The sequence below is a fragment of the Sediminibacter sp. Hel_I_10 genome (assembly GCF_000688335.1).
GTDB lineage: Bacteria > Bacteroidota > Bacteroidia > Flavobacteriales > Flavobacteriaceae > Psychroserpens.
In genome coordinates, this window is record NZ_JHZX01000001.1 from 2,148,902 (window position 1) to 2,167,380 (window position 18,479).

Annotated in this window: 18 protein-coding genes; 7 read left to right on the top strand and 11 right to left on the bottom strand. The window is 37.7% G+C overall.

The genetic code is table 11. From position 1 onward, the window contains the following. Positions 1 to 6: 6 nt before the first annotated feature. From P176_RS19230 to P176_RS0109680, 6 genes are all read right to left on the bottom strand, one after another. Complete coding sequence (locus P176_RS19230) at positions 7 to 1,368, bottom strand: hypothetical protein (RefSeq protein ID WP_037348884.1); 1,362 nt, start codon at positions 1,366 to 1,368, stop codon at positions 7 to 9. A 271-nt stretch (positions 1,369 to 1,639) separates the two neighbouring features. Continuing rightward, positions 1,640 to 3,808, bottom strand: coding sequence for a prolyl oligopeptidase family protein (locus P176_RS0109660; protein WP_026754514.1), 2,169 nt, complete (start codon positions 3,806 to 3,808; stop codon positions 1,640 to 1,642). Positions 3,809 to 3,917: 109 nt separating this feature from the next. Beyond that, positions 3,918 to 4,907, bottom strand: coding sequence for an aspartate-semialdehyde dehydrogenase (locus P176_RS0109665; RefSeq protein WP_026754515.1), 990 nt, complete (start codon positions 4,905 to 4,907; stop codon positions 3,918 to 3,920). Positions 4,908 to 5,024: 117 nt separating this feature from the next. Next, complete coding sequence (mscL, locus tag P176_RS0109670; RefSeq protein WP_026754516.1) at positions 5,025 to 5,432, bottom strand: large-conductance mechanosensitive channel protein MscL; 408 nt, start codon at positions 5,430 to 5,432, stop codon at positions 5,025 to 5,027. Between the two features lie 82 nt (positions 5,433 to 5,514). After that, positions 5,515 to 6,621, bottom strand: coding sequence for an alanine racemase (gene alr / locus P176_RS0109675; RefSeq protein WP_026754517.1), 1,107 nt, complete (start codon positions 6,619 to 6,621; stop codon positions 5,515 to 5,517). Beyond that, positions 6,614 to 7,261, bottom strand: a complete 648-nt coding sequence (locus tag P176_RS0109680; RefSeq protein ID WP_026754518.1) for a thymidine kinase — start codon at positions 7,259 to 7,261, stop codon at positions 6,614 to 6,616. Before P176_RS0109680 ends, alr begins: the two co-directional genes overlap by 8 nt. 105 nt (positions 7,262 to 7,366) lie before the next feature. Here P176_RS0109680 and P176_RS0109685 point away from each other — a divergent pair, with 105 nt between their 5' ends. The 4 genes from P176_RS0109685 to P176_RS0109700 all read left to right on the top strand — a co-directional run bounded on the left by P176_RS0109685 (position 7,367) and on the right by P176_RS0109700 (position 10,793). Continuing rightward, positions 7,367 to 8,107: a hypothetical protein gene (locus P176_RS0109685; RefSeq protein ID WP_026754519.1), complete on the top strand. Its 741-nt coding sequence runs from the start codon at positions 7,367 to 7,369 to the stop codon at positions 8,105 to 8,107. After that, the gene (rsmI, locus tag P176_RS0109690; protein ID WP_026754520.1) at positions 8,107 to 8,781 is read left to right on the top strand and encodes a 16S rRNA (cytidine(1402)-2'-O)-methyltransferase; all 675 of its coding nucleotides are present in this window, start codon (positions 8,107 to 8,109) and stop codon (positions 8,779 to 8,781) included. The genes P176_RS0109685 and rsmI overlap by 1 nt, the downstream gene beginning before the upstream one ends. A gap of 72 nt (positions 8,782 to 8,853) precedes the next feature. Continuing rightward, complete coding sequence (locus tag P176_RS0109695) at positions 8,854 to 10,215, top strand: NAD(P)/FAD-dependent oxidoreductase (RefSeq protein WP_026754521.1); 1,362 nt, start codon at positions 8,854 to 8,856, stop codon at positions 10,213 to 10,215. Beyond that, positions 10,215 to 10,793 carry a uracil-DNA glycosylase family protein gene (locus P176_RS0109700; RefSeq protein WP_026754522.1) on the top strand — a complete coding sequence of 193 codons (579 nt, stop codon included), beginning with the start codon at positions 10,215 to 10,217 and terminating at the stop codon, positions 10,791 to 10,793. The genes P176_RS0109695 and P176_RS0109700 overlap by 1 nt, the downstream gene beginning before the upstream one ends. A 22-nt stretch (positions 10,794 to 10,815) precedes the next feature. Here the strand turns inward: P176_RS0109700 and P176_RS0109705 are convergent, their stop codons facing one another. Together P176_RS0109705 and P176_RS0109720 are read right to left on the bottom strand one after the other, a co-directional pair. Then, entirely contained in the window at positions 10,816 to 11,583 is a 768-nt protein-coding gene (locus tag P176_RS0109705) for a toxin-antitoxin system YwqK family antitoxin (RefSeq protein ID WP_081820700.1), read from the bottom strand. A 562-nt stretch (positions 11,584 to 12,145) separates the two neighbouring features. Continuing rightward, positions 12,146 to 12,748 carry a carboxymuconolactone decarboxylase family protein gene (locus tag P176_RS0109720; protein WP_026754525.1) on the bottom strand — a complete coding sequence of 201 codons (603 nt, stop codon included), beginning with the start codon at positions 12,746 to 12,748 and terminating at the stop codon, positions 12,146 to 12,148. Positions 12,749 to 12,804: 56 nt separating this feature from the next. Here P176_RS0109720 and P176_RS0109725 point away from each other — a divergent pair, with 56 nt between their 5' ends. Beyond that, the gene (locus P176_RS0109725) at positions 12,805 to 13,224 is read left to right on the top strand and encodes an OsmC family protein (RefSeq protein ID WP_026754526.1); all 420 of its coding nucleotides are present in this window, start codon (positions 12,805 to 12,807) and stop codon (positions 13,222 to 13,224) included. 18 nt (positions 13,225 to 13,242) lie between these two features. On the opposite strand, the gene dinB is transcribed toward P176_RS0109725, so the two are convergent. Continuing rightward, on the bottom strand, positions 13,243 to 14,349 hold the full coding sequence (gene dinB / locus P176_RS0109730; protein WP_026754527.1) for a DNA polymerase IV: 1,107 nt from the start codon (positions 14,347 to 14,349) through the stop codon (positions 13,243 to 13,245). Between the two features lie 118 nt (positions 14,350 to 14,467). Here dinB and P176_RS0109735 point away from each other — a divergent pair, with 118 nt between their 5' ends. Next, positions 14,468 to 14,941 (top strand): CYTH domain-containing protein, encoded by a 474-nt coding sequence (locus P176_RS0109735; RefSeq protein ID WP_026754528.1) that lies wholly within the window; start codon positions 14,468 to 14,470, stop codon positions 14,939 to 14,941. Positions 14,942 to 14,989: 48 nt separating this feature from the next. Here P176_RS0109735 and P176_RS19235 read toward each other — a convergent pair whose 3' ends face one another. Next, positions 14,990 to 15,400: a heavy-metal-associated domain-containing protein gene (locus P176_RS19235; protein ID WP_037348889.1), complete on the bottom strand. Its 411-nt coding sequence runs from the start codon at positions 15,398 to 15,400 to the stop codon at positions 14,990 to 14,992. Between the two features lie 91 nt (positions 15,401 to 15,491). On the opposite strand from P176_RS19235, the gene P176_RS0109745 reads away from it, so the two are divergent. Next, on the top strand, positions 15,492 to 16,370 hold the full coding sequence (locus P176_RS0109745) for a DMT family transporter (protein WP_026754529.1): 879 nt from the start codon (positions 15,492 to 15,494) through the stop codon (positions 16,368 to 16,370). Between the two features lie 56 nt (positions 16,371 to 16,426). Here P176_RS0109745 and P176_RS0109750 read toward each other — a convergent pair whose 3' ends face one another. Continuing rightward, complete coding sequence (locus P176_RS0109750) at positions 16,427 to 18,475, bottom strand: pitrilysin family protein (RefSeq protein ID WP_026754530.1); 2,049 nt, start codon at positions 18,473 to 18,475, stop codon at positions 16,427 to 16,429. Positions 18,476 to 18,479: the final 4 nt, after the last annotated feature.

The window sequence follows — 18,479 nt, forward strand, 5'->3', positions numbered from 1 at the left end:
ATCAAATTATTCGCAAGTTTCTGTTAGTGAGTCTATCCAATTTTCAATAAGTTCAACGCCTTCTGCATGAACAAGTGTTCTGCCTAAAAGGGGCATTCTGTATGAGGGTTCAGTCGAATTTAACCTAAAATGTAAAACAGAATGGCGAGAATCTCCCGGCTCTACAATGTGATTAAGCTCTAATTCAAGATCAGTATCCGGATCTACACAGACTCCGATGTTTGTATAACTTTCCGTGTCTTGAAAGCTGAAACGCATGGGCCTATATGAACAATGGGTTTCTTCAGAATGGCAATGGGCGCAGTTGATGTCTAGGTAAGCTCTAGCTCTTAACTCAAGATCAACAGTTTCATCGTTGTAATCTGGAGTTGCTGAAACGGTATTAGGTAATGTGTTTTCTAAATACCCTAGTTCTATCAACTTCGATAACTGATTGGCAGAGCCAGAACTGTAATTATAGATTAGGTTTAAATTTCTAGGTTTGGGACCAATAAGCATAGGGGTTTCCATAACCTTATGGCAGGTGATACATTCGGCTTCAGAAGGAATACGGTATTGAGTAGAGGTGAGTTCATCATTATTTTGCCATTGGATATTGACAAAACTGCCGTTCAAATCCAAAACTGCTTCAGTTTGGTCGGCATTCCAAACATAATCTGCAAAAACCCAACCTTCACTTTTCATAATCATGAGTCGCGTTTCGATGTTTTTGATATCGTCGTTAGGTAACACATGATCATAATAAAAGTTTTTAATGATAATGGCACCAACTGGGAAATCTAGAGGCACATGGTCGTTTACATAGGTTGCTTTGGTGTTTGGCGGTAACCAAATAAAGCGTTCTTTTTTGGCGTAATCGGTAAACAAAGTAGAATTTAATGTATAAGGTGTTACCCCAAAACTTGGATCTAAATCTTTTAAAACGCCGTCGAATAATTGATATTCTGAAAGTGTCTGATAAGGCATGTTGTCTAGATTGAAGGCCACATTCGATCCGCTTAAAATAGTAACATCTACACTTTCGGTTTTGCAATTTCCAGAAGCATTACAAATGATATATTCAAAACTATCAAGGCCTACCTCATTTGGATTTGCTGTATATTGAATACTGTCGTCGCTTGGGTTATTTGGAGTATTGTTGGGGTCTAATATAGAAGCAATTCCTTTTTGAGGACTACTTATGGTCATTTGTCCGCTATTAGGAATATTGGAATCGTTTGAAAAAACGAAAATTTCAATTTGTGAGTTTTGGGAGATTGAAATAGAATCGGGTTGAGTTTCAATATCTACTGGCACTAAACCATCATCGGTTCCACAGGAAAATAAGATTGAAAGCGCAACTACAAATGGAAAGTATTTTTTTTTCATATACAGAACATGTAATTATGAATAGAACAAATAAAAACCTCAAACCCCTACCTGTTCTTAAAAAATTAAGAATAAAGTTAATTAGTTTCTGGAAATTTAACGATTTTGTATGTAAAAACATTAAACAAGCACTTAGAAATGAGATTTTTAACAGTATCCACTTTGATTGTATAAAAAAAGGGCTAAACACTATGTTTAGCCCTTTTAAATTATCAAATTCGAAATAACGTTGACCTATAAATTTATAGATGAACTCAATAAAAATTGAGTCTTATCCCTTTACCTTATCCTCGGTCTTGCTTGGTAATACTTCAAAACCCATATTATAAAGTGTGAAACCAAAAATATCGGCATATTGTTCAATGGTTTTGCTTACCGGTGTTCCGGCGCCATGGCCAGCATCGGTTTCTATTCTAATTAAAACAGGATTGTTCCCTGTTTGATGTGCTTGTAATTCTGCAGCAAATTTAAAACTGTGAGCGGGCACCACACGGTCATCATGATCTCCTGTAGTGACCATTGTGGCAGGGTATTCTACACCATCTTTTACATTATGAACAGGGGAATAACCTTTAAGGTATTCAAACATGGCTTTATCATCTTCAGCAGTGCCATAATCATAGGCCCAACCTGCTCCAGCGGTAAATGTATGGTAACGTAGCATGTCTAGAACACCAACTGCTGGTAAGGCTACTTTCATTAAGTCTGGACGTTGGGTCATGGTGGCACCAACTAGAAGTCCGCCATTAGATCCGCCTCTAATGGCTAAATAATCTGATGAGGTGTACTTGTTGTCTATAAGGTATTCGGCCGCAGCAATAAAATCATCAAATACATTTTGCTTTTTCAATTTGGTACCGGCATCGTGCCAAGCTTTTCCATATTCGCCACCACCACGAAGGTTTGGTACTGCGTAAATACCGCCTTGTTCCATCCAAACTGCATTGGTAATACTAAAGGAAGGGGTTAGGCTAATATTGAAACCACCGTAACCATAAAGAATCGTTGGGTTTTTCCCGTTGAGTTTTAAGCCTTTTTTATGAGTAATGATCATAGGCACTTTGGTGCCATCTTTTGACGTGTAAAAAACCTGCTTACTCTCATAGTCTTCAGGATTGAAATCTATAGCCGGCTTGTTATATAATTCTGAAGTGCCGTCTTTAATATTGTATTTGTAAATGCTTCCGGGTGTTACATAGTTGGTGAATGAATAATACAGGTCTTCAGCCTCTTTCTTAGCTCCAAAACCACCTGCACTACCAATGCCAGGTAGCTCTATTTCGCGAATGAGTTTTCCGTCGTAATCATACTGCATCACTTTTGAAACGGCATCTACCATATACTCGGTAAAAAAATAGCCACCTCCCGTGGATGGGCTTAATACATTTTTAGTCTCTGGAATAAAATCTACCCAATTGTCTGGAGTAGGGTTAGAGGCATCAACGGTTACGATTTTTTGATTTGGTGCGTTGAGGTTGGTGACAATATAAAGTTTAGACCCTACATTTTCAATAACGTAACTATCACTATCGGTATGATCTAAAATGGTTTTGAATGTGCTACTGGTCTCTGTTAAATCCTTGATCAATAGTTTGTTGCCGGAAGTGGAAACTCTTGGTGAAATTATTAAATACTTATCATCTTCGGTTACATTTCCGTAGATATAGCGGTGTTTTTGATCTGCAGTTCCGCCGTAAATTAATTGATCCTCTTTTTGAGAGGTTCCCAATTTATGATAAAAAACTTTGTGCTGGTCCGTTTTTGCAGACAACTCGCTACCCTCTGGTTTATCGTAACTAGAATAATAAAACCCTTCATTTTTATACCAAGACATGCCGCTAAACTTGACGTCTTTTAAAGTGTCTTCCACAATTTCCTTGGTTTCTGTATTCATGATTAGAATTTTTCTCCAATCACTTCCACCTTCAGAAATGGAATACGCTAAAATTTTGCCGTCTTTAGAAAAGCTTGTACCACCAAGAGAGACGGTGCCATCTTCTTTAAAGGTATTTGGGTCTAAAAAGATGGTTGCGGTTTTTGGATCTTCTCCCGTTTTGTAGCGATAGATCACATACTGATTTTGAAGTCCGTCGTTTTTATAGAAGTACGTATAATCTCCTTCTTTAAAGGGCGATCCTATTTTCTCGTAATTCCATAATTTAGAGAGGCGTTCTTTAAGTTCTTTTCTAAAAGGAATTTGATCCAAATAGTTAAAGGTCACTTCGTTTTCGGCTTTTACCCAAGCCTCAGTATCTGCACTGCGGTCATCTTCTAACCAGCGATAAGGGTCTTTGACTTCTGTTCCGAAGTAAGTGGTAACCGTATCAACGGTTTTGGTTTCAGGATAATTGAGCACAATGTCTTTTTTAGATTCTGTGGAATTCTCTTTGCAGGACACCATAGTTAGGATGGCCAAGCTTAGAACATACAAATTTTTCATAGGTTGTTGAATTAAATCTTCTCTCCCAAAAATACGGAAAAAGAAATGTCCCTGAAAAAAAGGTAAAAAGCTTGGGATTAAAATCAAGCCACAACACATCGAGGCTAATTTAAATCAGTCCTTTTTTAGAAAGATACTCCGCAATTTGAATGGTATTCGTAGCGGCTCCTTTTCTCAAGTTATCACTTACAATCCAAAGGTTAAGTGTGTTTGGTTGAGAACCATCACGACGTATTCTGCCTACAAAAACATCGTCCTTGCCATTGGCATAAATAGGCATAGGATACGTGTTAACGTCGATATTATCTTGAACCACAACTCCAGGAGTTTCGTTTAATAATTTACGAACCTGAGTGACATCAAAGTCATTTTCAAACTCCACGTTTACAGATTCGCTATGACCACCAGCTGTTGGGATTCTAACGGCTGTTGCTGTTACGGCAATGGTATTGTCATCTAATATTTTTTGAGTCTCTCTTACCAATTTCATTTCTTCCTTGGTATAACCGTTCTCTTCAAAAACGTCACAGTGTGGTATGGCATTTTGATGGATTGGGTAAGGGTATGCCATTTCTCCCTTAATGCCGGCGAGCTCGTTTTCTAATTGTCTAACCGCCTTTATGCCCGTACCAGTAATAGATTGATAGGTAGACACAACAATGCGCTTAATTTTATACGCTTTATGAAGCGGTGCTAATGCCATTACCATTTGTATGGTAGAGCAGTTTGGATTTGCGATAATCTTATCGTCTTTGGTAAGACTGTCTGCATTTATTTCTGGAACCACCAATTTTTTAGAATGGTCCATTCTCCAAGCTGAAGAATTATCGATAACCGTAATACCCGCCTGAGCAAATTTTGGAGCCCACTCTAAGGAAGTACTTCCGCCAGCTGAAAATAGCGCAACGTCAGGTTTTAAGCTTATGGCTTGTTGAAGCCCTACCACTTTATAGTCTTTGCCGTTAAAAGAAATCGTTTTCCCAATAGAGCGCTCTGAGGCGACTGGAATCAATTCTGATACCGGAAAATTACGTTCACTAAGAACTTTTAACATGACCTCGCCAACCAAACCGGTGGCACCTACAACTGCTACTTTCATCTCAAAAAAATTTAAGACTCAAAAATAATTATTTATACACGTTTTAGCCTTAATAATTACATAAAAAAAACCGCCTCTTTTTGAGACGGTTTAAGGTTAGAATATGTAATGTAACGGTTAATTATTTTTTTTGAGAGCATCTCTAATTTCTATGAGCAACTCCTCTTGAGTTGGTCCTTTTGGAGCTGCTGGTTTAGGTTCTTCTTTTTTCTTTCTGCTATTGATGCCCTTAATGATCATGAACATCACAAAAGCAACAATGATGAAATCTAATAAATTGGTTAGAAACTCACCGTAAAGTACAGCAACTTCTCCTACCAGTTCTCCAGCTTCATTTAAGGTGCCTTCTTCAAGAACATATTTAAGGTCTTTGAAATCTGTGCTAAATATCAAACCTATTAATGGAGAGACAATACCTCCTGTAAATGAGGAAACCACTTTGTTAAAAGCTGCGCCCATTACAAAGGCGACGGCAATGTCAACCAAATTGCCCTTCATGGCAAATTCCTTAAATTCTTTTAGCATAATGCAGGTGTCTAGTTAGTTAATTGTTTTTGTAACCTCAAAAATATTAAAAAGATTTAAATTTTAAGGCCGTGTAACGTTCTTATGTTAAAAAAACACGTTTCACGCGTTGAGAGATCGCGGTTAATATCTCATACGAGATGGTGTTGGCGCTTTGAGCAAATGCACTAGCACTCATCCCGTTGCCAAAAATGATGACTTCATCGCCTTCTTTACAATCAATATCTGTGATATTAACCATAATCATATCCATACAAACATTGCCTATAATTGGCGCTTGTTGACCGTTGATGGTGACTTTGCCTTTACCATTACCATAAATTCTGCTAATGCCATCAGCATGACCAATAGGGATAGTGGCTGTTTTTTTTAAACCATCACTTTTAAAAGCTCTGTTGTAACCTACGGTTTCTCCTTTTTCTATATGATGAATTTGAGAAATAAGAGACTTTAATGTTGCCACTGGTTTAAAATCTTTATTCCAAGATTCAGAGTTGCCAAAACCATACAGCCCAATCCCGCTTCTCACCATGTCTAAATGTGCTTCAGGGTAGTTTAAAACTCCAGAGGTGTTGCAAATATGGAGCATAGGTTGATAACCAATAGCTGTTGTAAATGTTTTGTAGATGGACTTGAATTTGGCAATTTGATCTTTTGTAAAGCCATTCTCATTCAAATCTTCGCTCGCCGCCAAATGTGAAAATAAGGATTTCGCTCTAATGGCTGTGGTGCTTTCTAATTTAGAAACGATGCTATCAATGTCTTTTTCTAAAAACCCTAAACGGTTAAGACCAGTGTTGAACTTAATGTGTACTGGGTAATTGTTTTGTTTTTCTTTGGAAGCAATCGCTAAAAACTCATCCAAAATTTTTGCGCTATACAAACTGGGTTCTAAGCAACGCTCAATGAGGGTCTTAAAATTAACCGCTTGTGGGTGTAATACTAAGATGGGTGTTTCAATACCAGCATCTCTTAATGTGACGCCTTCATTGACGTAAGCCACAGCAAAATAATCTACTTGTAAATCTTGAAGATATTTGGCTATTTCACTAGCATCGCTTCCATAGGCAAATGCCTTGACCACCGCCAAAATTTTAGTGTCTTTATGTAGTTTAGACTTGATGTACTCAAAATTATGTTTAAGTGCTTTTAAGTCAATTTCAAGAACAGTTTCTTGCGCTTTAGGCATCTGGGTTTGGATCTTTTGAAGAAAGTTCTTCAGGTTCGTTGACCTTCATGTTTCGCGTTTTATCCCGTATCATCGCTTTATAAAATGCAGCTCTGCTCAAGGGTTCGTATTCATCTACTTCACCTAGTAATACTAAAGCTTCGCTGGTTGCTTTTCTATAGCTATACTGAGCTAAATTTCCTGTTCTTGTGCAAATGGCGTGCACCTTTGTCACATATTCTGCAGTGGCCATAAGGTTAGGCATTGGTCCAAAAGGGTTGCCTTTAAAGTCCATATCTAGACCAGCAACAATAACACGAACGCCTTTGTTTGCAAGATCATTGCAAACCCTAACGATTTCATCATCAAAAAATTGAGCTTCATCTATACCCACAACGTCGCAACCATCGGCTAAAATGGGGATATTGGCAGCTGCAGGTACTGGTGTCGATCTAATTTCGTTGGCATCGTGAGAGACCACTAAGTCCTCGTCATATCGCACGTCTATAGTGGGTTTAAAAATTTCCACTTTTTGACGCGCAAATTTAGCCCGCTTCAGTCTTCGGATCAACTCTTCAGTTTTTCCAGAAAACATAGAGCCGCAGATGACTTCGATCCATCCAAATTGTTCTTTGTGATTTACTGTATTTTCGAGAAACATTTTGTAATTTTAACACTAAAACAGGGCGTAAATCCGTTTCGCATAAAGGTGGCGCAAATTTATCAAAAATCAAAAACCTAGCTCGTTTTAAAAACATAAAAAGTTATGAAGAAGAAGTTGGAATCAGAACTCATAAGCATCGCACATCGTATTTTGCAGCTCAAAAACAAGGAAGATGTTATTAAGATGCACGCTGAAGTAGCTGCATTATATGAGACTTTGAGTGTCTTAAAGTTCGCAAATGAAAATTTTGAAGGCAGTTTGCCAACCATCGGGAATGACTCCTCATTTTTTGACATGCTCGATACGGCCTTTAATAATAAGGTTAGCGACAATATTGAAGTCGAGGATAAGATTTATGTGAACATGGATGAGAAAGAGGATGACAACATCTATGAGCCAGTGATGGAGAAAATAAAAGATATGTTTGCTCAAATGCCCCAAGAAAGTGAGGAAATTGATGAGATGATCCAAAAGGCAACATCTAAAGCGCCTTCCACTACACATACGCTCGAGGACATTACGGCAGGTTTTGAAGAAGTGCCTGTTTTTGAGCCCATTTCAGATGCTAAAGCGAATGAAAATTTTAGAAAATCCTTAAATGATAAGCTTAAAAATGGCGGACTCAATATAGGTCTCAACGATAAATTAGCGTTTATAAAACACTTATTTAATGGTAAGATCGAGGATTACGAGCGTGTTTTATCTCAGTTAAATACCACGAGTACATTTGAAGAGGCATCTCATTTAATTCAAGATATCGTAAAGCCAGATTATAATAACTGGAAAGGAAAAGAAGAGTTTGAAGATCGTTTTATGAACATTGTGGAAGGTAAATTTGTGTAATGGCCAAACTCTACATTGTACCGACGCCTATCGGAAATTTAAAAGACATGACCTTTCGTGCCGTTGAAATTCTAAAGGAAGTCGATTTGATTTTAGCTGAAGATACGCGCACTAGCGGAAAACTTCTCAAACATTACGAAATTGGAACGCAGATGCACAGTCACCACATGCATAACGAACACCGTATGGTAGATAATCTTGTGCAAAAAATAGCTAACGGGATGACTATTGCCTTGATAAGTGATGCCGGTACTCCTGCCATTTCAGATCCTGGATATTTATTGACGAGAGCTTGTGTTGAGCATAACATAGAAGTAGAATGTTTACCCGGAGCTACCGCATTTGTGCCAGCCTTGGTCAATTCTGGATTGCCCAACGATAAATTTGTGTTTGAAGGATTTTTACCTGTAAAAAAGGGAAGGCAAACCCGATTATTATTACTTGCCGAAGAGCCTAGAACGATTATTTTTTACGAGAGTCCGCACAAGTTGATTAAAACACTAACTCACTTTTGCGAGTATTTTGGAGAAGATCGGCCACTTTCAGTATCTCGAGAGCTCACCAAACTTTATGAAGAAAACATCAGAGGGACCGCAAAAGAAGTCTTAGAGCATTACACCAATAAGCCACCAAAAGGAGAAATTGTCATTATAGTTGGCGGTAAAAAGGGATAGGAAAATTCTATATAGTCAGTAGTTTTACCAAAAGCGTTATCTTCTAGTCGAGATATCTTTTAAATTTCAGCTATGAAACCAAAACACTATGACGTCTTTATAATTGGAAGTGGAATTGCGGGTCAAACTGCAGCAAAAGCTTGTGCCCAATCTGGGATGAGCGTTGCTATAGCCGATAAAAGAGAGTATGGAGGCACATGCGCCATACGAGGTTGTGACCCAAAGAAGGTCATGCTTCAATTTGCCGACTTGATGCAACATGCCAAACAATTAAAGAACTTGGGAGTTGCCGAAACCCCAAAAATTGATTGGAAAGCCGTTCAACAATTTAAGTCCCAATTCACGGATGCCGTTCCTATTTCCACAGAAAAAAATCTTTCAGAGTTGGGTATTGATCTCTATCACCAATCGCCTAAATTTATTAGTTCTTCAGAAATAGAGGTTGAAGGTAAGACGATTTCCGCAGAAAAATTTGTGATTGCTACAGGTTATGTGCCACGAACGTTACGATTTGAAGGCGCGGAGTTCTTGCAAAACAGTGATGATATTTTAAACTTGGCGGAGCTTCCAGAGTCGGCAACATTTATTGGTGCCGGATATGTTGGGATGGAGTTTGGTTATATGCTGGCTTCCTTAGGTTGTAAGGTGACTATTATTGAGAGAGGCGATCGTTCTTTATCAGCTTTTGACGCCTATTTAGTGCATATGGCAGAAAAGAGCTTAGCCGCTATTGGTGTAGACTTTATTTTTAATGCAGAGACGATTTCCGTAGAACTTTTGAATAAAAACCATAGGGTAACCTATAGACAAAGTGGAAAAGAACATACTTTAAAAACACGCGTAGTCTACAATACCTCTGGACGCGTGCCCGCAATAGATTTATTGGATTTAGATAAGGCTAACATTAAGGCAGATGAAACCGGAATTCATGTCAACGATTTTATGCAAAGTGAGAGTAATCCAAACGTTTATGCTTGTGGTGATGTGTCAAATAAGTCACTCCCTTTAACGCCACTCTCAGGCTTACAAGGCTTTATTGCTGGGCATAATTTGATCCACGGAAATGAGAAAAGTTTTGAACATCCGTTAGTGCCTTCTATTGTATTTACGCATCCTAATTTAGCGAGTGTAGGTTGTTCTGAAGCCGAAGCAACATCAAGATATAAAAGCATTAAAATCTTTAAGGGAGATGCCTCTTCTTGGTACAATGCCAAAAAGAATCATACAGATACCTATGCTTATAAAATTTTGGTCAATGAGCGTACAGACCAAATTGTTGGCGCACACTTGTTGAGTGACGGTGCAAACGAAAGCATCAATAGTTTAGCATTAGCGATGCAAAATGAAATGACAGTAGCAGCGTTTAAGAAAATGATTTTTACTTACCCTTCCTATACAAATGATTTAAAGAGTATGCTTAAGAACTTAGATTAATGCAGGATTTACTTCATGACATTAGGCAATGCCGTATTTGCGAAAGTCATTTGCCACTAGGTCCAAAACCTATTGTTGAGGCAGACTCAAAATCTAAAATTGTTTTATTAAGTCAGGCACCTGGGCGCGTGGCTCATCAATCGGGCATCGCATGGGATGATGCTGGAGGAAAGCGTCTTCGAGAATGGCTTGGTGTTTCTTGGGACACGTTTTACAATCCAACAAATTTCGCCATTATGCCCATGGGATTTTGTTATCCGGGAAAAGGCAAAAGTGGTGATTTGCCACCAAGGCCAGAATGCGCACCCCAATGGCACAACCCACTATGGAAGCAACTAGAACAGGTAGAGCTCATTATCTTGATTGGCATGTATGCGCAAAAGCAGTATTTAAAGAAGGATGCTAAACGCACTTTGACAGATAACGTGGCGCATTACAAAGATTATTTGCCAAAATATTTTCCGTTGCCGCATCCAAGCCCTAGAAATCGATTTTGGTTGAGTAAAAATCCATGGTTTGAGGCTCAGGTTTTAGATGACTTGAAAACGCAAGTTCACAAATTAATTGCGCCAAATTAGGGGTTAAGTTAATGGCCTGTACTTATTGTCTTGTAAAATAAGAGGTATATTTTAAAGCCGCTTCTGGGTTCTCTTTAATATTAACTCGTTTTATCTCGTCGCCTTTATCATCAAGCTCAATAATAAAACGGTCGTCATTTTCGGTTTTCATTCGTATAAAAAGTTCTAAATCACCATTTTGATCAAAGAATTTTATGGCATTATAATCATCGTAGTTAGAGGTGATTTCTTCAACAGCTATTTTTCCGTTTTGAATTTTTTGTTGGTGTGTTCTATTGTCTTGTTCAAAGCTTTGAGACACTATGGTTCCAATAATATCGTAAGATGTAGACTCAACGATATGGCCATCTTCTATTTTAGATAGAGTTTGTAACTGGCCACTTTCGAAAAATTCTTCTGTGGGACCTACAAGGATATCATTACTATAAAATGTCTTTTTTTGAAGTTTTCCAGAAGGATAGTATGAGCGGTATTCCCCCTGTCTTTTACCATTGACGTAGTTGGTTTTTGAATAGATCTCATTATTGTTATGAAAGGCAAGGCTTTCTCCGTTTAAAATGCCTTTGTCAACATTAAATTCCTCTGCTTTGCCAAACTCATTACTAATCACGTAGTAGCCGTCCATTATAGCGTCAGATTCGTTCAGTCTATGAATAAAAATACCGTTATAAGAATCTATGTAATAGCCATTTCGTTCAAGAAAGGTATAACTCAAATCTTCTTTTTTTTGAGTTTTGTTACAAGAAAGGAATAGACATCCTAACGTCATCATTGTAAGTAAAAGTCTCATAAATAAGGTAGGTTATTAGTGTTGGTTTGACGATTCAATTTAAAAAATTATTCTCTTTTTTTAGTTTTTGTTCTTCCAAAGAGGCGATGAGTCCATATATTAAAAAGGCAACAGCAACAAATTTCCAAATAATACCATTGTAAAAATAGTTAGGATTTAATGGATAGAGTATTACATAATAAACCAAGAGAAGGGCTAAAGCTAGACTTATAAAAATAAGCGGTTTTGTTTTTGACAAAAATCCAAAGACTATAAAAACACTTCCTAGAACCAAGTAAAAAGCATAGGATGTTGCGTCGTAACCGTTTCTATATGCTAAAAAACTATTAAGTATTTGAAAAGTGCCTATAATGTATAAAATGATCGCGACCTTCCCTTGTGAGACTTTTGCATCATCAATTTTAGATTTGTTGGCAATTTGTCTCCCTATAAAAATAGCTTTTTCCTTATCGGTACCAGAAACAGGAAACCCACAGTAGGTGCATTTAAACTTAATTTGTGAAATTTCAGATTTACAATTTGGGCAGACTTGATTTTTTTGGGCAGACTTGATTTTCCATAATCAATAGCTTGAACCATCATGTTTACCAACCTCAAACCCATGTTTGCCTAAATAGTGGTGTCCACTTTCAATAGCGCCTGGTTCCATATCGGTACCCATAGAATCATTCCAACGGTTGAGATATCCAAATAATGAGATGACTCCCAGCATCTCTACAATTTCGCCTTCATCCCAATGCTCATAAAGTCGGTCTTTAATTTCGGCATTTACGCCATTAGGAACTTGTGAAGCCGCTAAACTAAAATCTAGTGCAGCCCGCTCGGCCGGAGAAAATGCAGCATGTGTTCTATAGTCCCAAATATGGTCTAACTGTTCTTGGTTTGCACCATAGCGCTCTGCGGCACGTATGGCATGAGCTTGGCAATAGCGGCAACCTATGGCATTACTGCTTACCCAAGCGATCATTCGTTTTAAAGCAGAGGTTACCCGGCCTTCATTGGCCATAACTGCTTTATTCAAATTGATAAATGCTTTAGAAATCGCTGGTCGGCGTTGCATGGTCAATACCGAATTTGGACAAAACCCAAGCGTCTCATTGAAAAACGTTGCAAGTTCTTTTGTTTCTGGATCATGTGCTGCACTTAAAGGAGGTACTAATGCCATAATGATTGGTTTTATTACTAATTTTATCACAACAAGAAACAAAAAATTAAATAAACATGTCTGATAAAGTCGTTACACATTGGAAGGGAGCCCTTCAATTTGAATCTGATAACCCATCAGGGAAAATGCTCATGATGGATGCCTCTTCAGAAAGTGGCGGATACAATTCTGGTTTAAGACCAAAGGCGATGATGTTATCGTCATTAGCAGGTTGCTCTGGGTTAGATGTGGTCGCTATATTGAAGAAAATGAAGGTGAAAGTATCTGACTTTAGAATTGATACTTACGGAGAACTTACCGATGAGCACCCTAAATATTACCATGCGGTTTCTGTAGAATATCATTTTTATGGTTTTGAGCTAGACCAAGAAAAAATTGAAAAAGCGGTGAATCTTTCTGTAGATAAATACTGTGGTGTTATGGAGATGTTTCGGCAATTTGCTAAAGTCACCACATCCATTCACTATCATAGCTAGTAGCGGAGGTAGCTGTATTTAGAAGCCAAATTTTAGCTGTACACTCACGGGTTGCTCTTTCTCTTTGGAAACTTTAGCTTCCTGTGAGGTATTTAAGTTAGAAAGCGAGATGCCCAAAAGCCTCACTGAATTGTCCAGTGTTTCTTGATACAACAAATCTTTTGAGGTCTCAAGGATCACGCTCTTATCAGAAATAAAATAGGGAAGTGTCTTACTTCGGGTCTGTAAGGTGAAATCACTGTACTTGATTTTAAGGGTGATGGTTTTTCCAGCCACGTCATTTTTCCGAAGTCTTTTGGCAACTTCTTCAGCAATTTGTTCAAGCTTTTCGAGCATGAATATTTCCGAAGAGAGGTTTTCGCTAAAGGTACGTTCAGCAGCAAGGGATTTTCTGATTCTATTGGGCTTAACCTCACTATTGTGAATGCCTCGTACTACGTTGTAATAAAAGAGACCAGACTTTCCGAAGTTATCTTCTAGGTATTCAAGAGTTTTGCTTTTAAGATCTTGGCCGGTAAAAATCCCTTTTTGATACATTTTTTCTGCAGTTACCTTACCAACACCATAAAACTTTCTAATATCCAATTGCTCCAGAAATTCAAGAACCTCTTCTGGATTTACTGTTTTTTGTCCGTTAGGCTTGTTGTAATCGCTAGCCACTTTTGCAATAAATTTATTGATTGAGATGCCCGCGGAAGCCGTCAAACCAACATCATCTAAAATACGCTGTCGAATTTCTTTTGCAATGAGTGAAGCGCTAGGGTTGCCTTTTTTGTTCTCGGTAACATCGAGATAGGCTTCATCTAGAGAAAGGGGCTCTACCAAATCGGTATAATCGTGAAAAATGGCGCGTACTTGTTTTGAAATCTCACGATAACGGTCAAAATCACTTTTAACAAAAATAAGATGCGGGCATAATTTTATGGCCAATCTGCCAGACATGGCGCTTTTAACACCAAATTTTCGCGCCTCATAACTTGCCGCGCTTATGACGCCACGAGAGCCGCCGCCGCCCACAGCAATGGCTTTACCAATAAGTTCGGGGTTATCCATTTGCGCTACAGAAGCGTAGAACGCATCCATATCGACATGAATTATTTTTCTTATTGGTAAAGTGTTTAACATCATGTAAATTTAGGCATTATATGTTTTTTTAATAGCGAATCTTTCCGAAGTAAATAACGACGGCATTATCAAAAAAAGGGATTGTACTATACATCATTTTCTCAATAATTATAAACTCATGGCTATAGAAATAGAACGTAAATTTTTAGTGAAATCGGATGCTTTTAAATCTGAATCCCATCAAAACACAAGAATCGTTCAAGGTTTTTTAAATACCAATCCAGAGCGTACGGTAAGAGTAAGACTTCGAGGAGAAAAAGGTTATCTCACGGTAAAGGGCAAGTCTTCTGAGGCGGGGCTATCTCGATTTGAATGGGAAATTGAAATTTCTAAGTCAGAGGCAGAAGCACTTTTAAACATTTGTGAAAAGGGGACCATAGATAAAATCAGATATGAGGTTACAGCAGGGAAGCATATTTTTGAGGTAGATGCATTTTTTGGAGAGAATGAGGGCTTAATTGTGGCTGAAGTAGAACTTAATCACGAAGATGAGGTTTTTGAAAAACCATCTTGGCTAGGTGATGAGGTTACCGGAGATAAGCGGTATTATAACTCCCAACTGAGTCAGTACCCTTTTAAAAATTGGGTATAAAAAAAACCGTCTTTTAGAGACGGTTTCTGTTTGGTTTTTAGACTAAACTTATTCTTTTTCTTCAGCAACTTTCTCTGTAAAGGTATCTACAGTATGCATGTCTTTTACTTTATAGGTGTCACCAGCTTTAGCAACGGCTTCTTCTAAAGAGTTTGGCGTTACTACGGCCTCATCATATTCTACCATTGCTAGTTCTCTTTCAAAATCTACTTTAGCAGATTTAACACCGTCCATTTTAGCCATCTTTTTTTCAATGGTTTTTGCACAGCCCATAGCACAGGTCATGCCTTCTATTTTGAATTCGGCCTTTGCATAGGTTGCATTAGGATCTAGTTTTTTGGTGGTTTCGTTACTCGTTTTGGTATCAACCGTCTTAACTTCTGGCTCTGGATTATTTTTACAAGCTACTGCGCTAATCAGTATTACGGCGACAGCGAGTATATGTTTTATAGTTTTCATAATGTGTATATAGATTGGATTTCAAAAGTAATAATTATTGCCCTCTCATGCTTCTAAATTAACGAACTTTGTGAATTACTTAAGAATCCTTATGCAAGACCAAAGCAAGAAGTGGTTGTATCTCGTGATATTGGCGCTTATTTGGGGCAGTAGCTTCATTTTAATTAAGAAATCACTAATGGGTTTGTCCCCATTTCAATTAGGAGCTTTGCGCACCATTATTACAGGTTTAATTCTATTTTCGGTAGGAGCAAGAAGTTTAAGGACTATTGAAAGATCCCGATGGAAATACGTCATTCTTTCTGGTTTTCTGGGCTCTTTTATCCCTGCCTTTTTATTTGCCATAGCAGAGACTGAAATAGATAGTGCGGTAACTTCTATTTTAAATTCTCTAGTTCCATTAAATGCGATATTGTTAGGCTTTGCTATTTTTAAAATTGGTTTTACCAAGAGACAGATGGCAGGCGTGATCATTGGTTTTATAGGGACGAGTGTACTGGTATTTAGGGGTGCTGAAGTGAACCCTGAACAAAATTATCTTTATGCAGGATTTATAATTGTTTCTACCGTGATGTATGCCTTAAACGTGAACATCATTAAACGGTATTTGCAAGATGTAAAGCCCTTGGCAATTGCAACAGGAAATTATGTAGGTATTATATTGCCAGCAATTTTTGTGCTTTTATATTCTGATTTTTTTTCTTCGGAAACCTTTAATCATCCAGATTTTGAGATGTCCATGCTATATGTTGGTATTTTATCTTTGTTCGGGACAGCTATGGCCAAAGTGATTTTTAATACGCTCGTGCAAATTTCAACACCAGTATTTGCCTCTTCGGTGACTTATTTGATGCCAATTGTGGCTTTAAGTTGGGGCTTGTTGGATGGGGAAGACTTGGGTTGGTTACAATTATTGGCGAGTGCCATTATTCTGTTTGGAGTCTATTTGGCAAATAGGAAAAAACGATAATAAAAAAATCCGAAGCACATGGCTTCGGATTTTTCATTTCTTCTTTAATAATCGCTTTAGTTAAAGTCAGCGTCTGAAACACCTTCATTTACTTTAACTTCCTTGACTTTGAAATCAAATTTTTGAGGTCCTGCAATTTGAACCATACTAAAAGGAAATTTAATATCTCCTACAGTTTGATAATCAGAATACATTAAGGTAGATGATCCTTGAGGTGATGTTTCAACCTGCTTGATTTTTAAACCAGTGTCTACGCTGTAATACAAAGATTTGTTCTCTCCAACAGTTACTTTGTAGGCGTTTTCACCATCTACATTCTCTATTTTTTCTAAAGTTGCACCGCTTTCTACAAGACTCAATTCTGGAAACGGAGTAGCATCTACTTTTTGAGCTTCAATTTCTTCTGCTGTCATGTCTTTTCTTTGACCTTGCATCATCATATAACCAGACCCTCCATTAACAACAGTTTTCATAAAGGTTTGTCCCATAGCAGTGACTACTGTAGCAGATTGAGATTTATCTGTAGTTTTAACCTCTAAATTAAGCATCATTCCTGGTTGAAATTCAGCTTCTGCAGTAACATAAATTGAATTTACATTCTCTAGAGCATCTTTTCCTCCAACGGCTTTAATGTAAGCTTCCATTACTTTGGTAGCGTTCATATCTGCAGGCATTTCAATATCATAACTAGGCTTTTCTATTGGATTAGCATAGGCATCAAAATATTTGATAGGAATTCCTGTTTTTTCTAAATTTCCTAAAACTTCACTTCCTTTACCAACAACAATAATACGTGCATTTTCAGTTTTGAAGTATGTGTTGGCAACACGTTGTACATCATCTGCCGTTACAGCATTGATTTTCTGTAAATAGGTCGTGTAAAAATCACTTGGAAGATCATTTTGCTTAATATTTAACGCATATCTCGCAATGGTTTGTGGGCTTTCTAAAGCCAAAACAAAATCTCCTACATACTTCGCTTTTGCATTTTTAAGCATTTCTTGAGTTACAGGCTCCGTTTTGATACGTTTGAGTTCCTTTAAGGTTTCAACAACAGCACTATCGGTAACCATGTTTCTAACAGAAGCACCAGCCGTAAAACGAGAAGCATACTCATCTGTTCCAACATTAGATCTTGCACCGTAAGTATAACCATGCTCTTCACGAAGGTTCATGTTTAAATAACTATTAAAACCACCGCCAAAAATCTTGTTAGCAATTAATACAGCATGATAATCTGGATCTTTCATTTCAAGATCAACATTATTGGTCAAAGAAATATCAGATTGAACAGCATTGGGCATATCTACGAAATTGATTTGTGTGTACTGTGCATTAGGAGCGGCTTCAGGTACCGAGTAATCTACCCCAACAGATTTTTCCCAATCTCCAAAATATTTTTCAATTTGAGGTTTGATCGTTTTGTAATCTACATCACCAACAACAACTAAATATGCGTTATTAGGATTAAAATAGGTCTCGTAAAACAATACAGCATCACCAAAAGTGACATTGTTTACGGTTTCTTCTGTTGTAAACTCGCCGTAAGGGTGATTTTTACCATAAGCTAAAGCTCCTCCAACTCTGTTAGCAACAGCATCAACACTTTTTTCATTAGACTTTAAACCGTCAATTAATTTGGCTTTTTCTTTTTCAAATTCCTCCTCGATCAATAATGGGTTTTTAGCGGCATCTGCCATAAGCTCCATAATGCGCTCGGAGTATTTAGATAATGCACTTGCAAAAGCACCGCTAGAACCAAAATTGATACTTGCGCCCAAAAAGTCTACTTCCTCGTTAAATTCATCTTTTGGTATGCTCTCTGTTCCGTTACCTAACATGGCACCTAACAAGCTTTCAACGCCGGCTTTTTTCCCTGTAGAAACAGGTTTGTTGTCAATATCCAATGAAAATGATACTCTCGGTAATTTGTGGTTTTCTACAACCAATACCGTAAGACCATTATTTAATTTAAATTCTTTTGGTTTCTCTAAAGAGATTTTAGGAGCTGGTCCTGGTTCTGGCATTTTTGAACGGTCCACTTGTGCGAAAGCACCAACAGACATTAAAAATGCGATGATATATATTGATATTTTTAAATTCATCTTT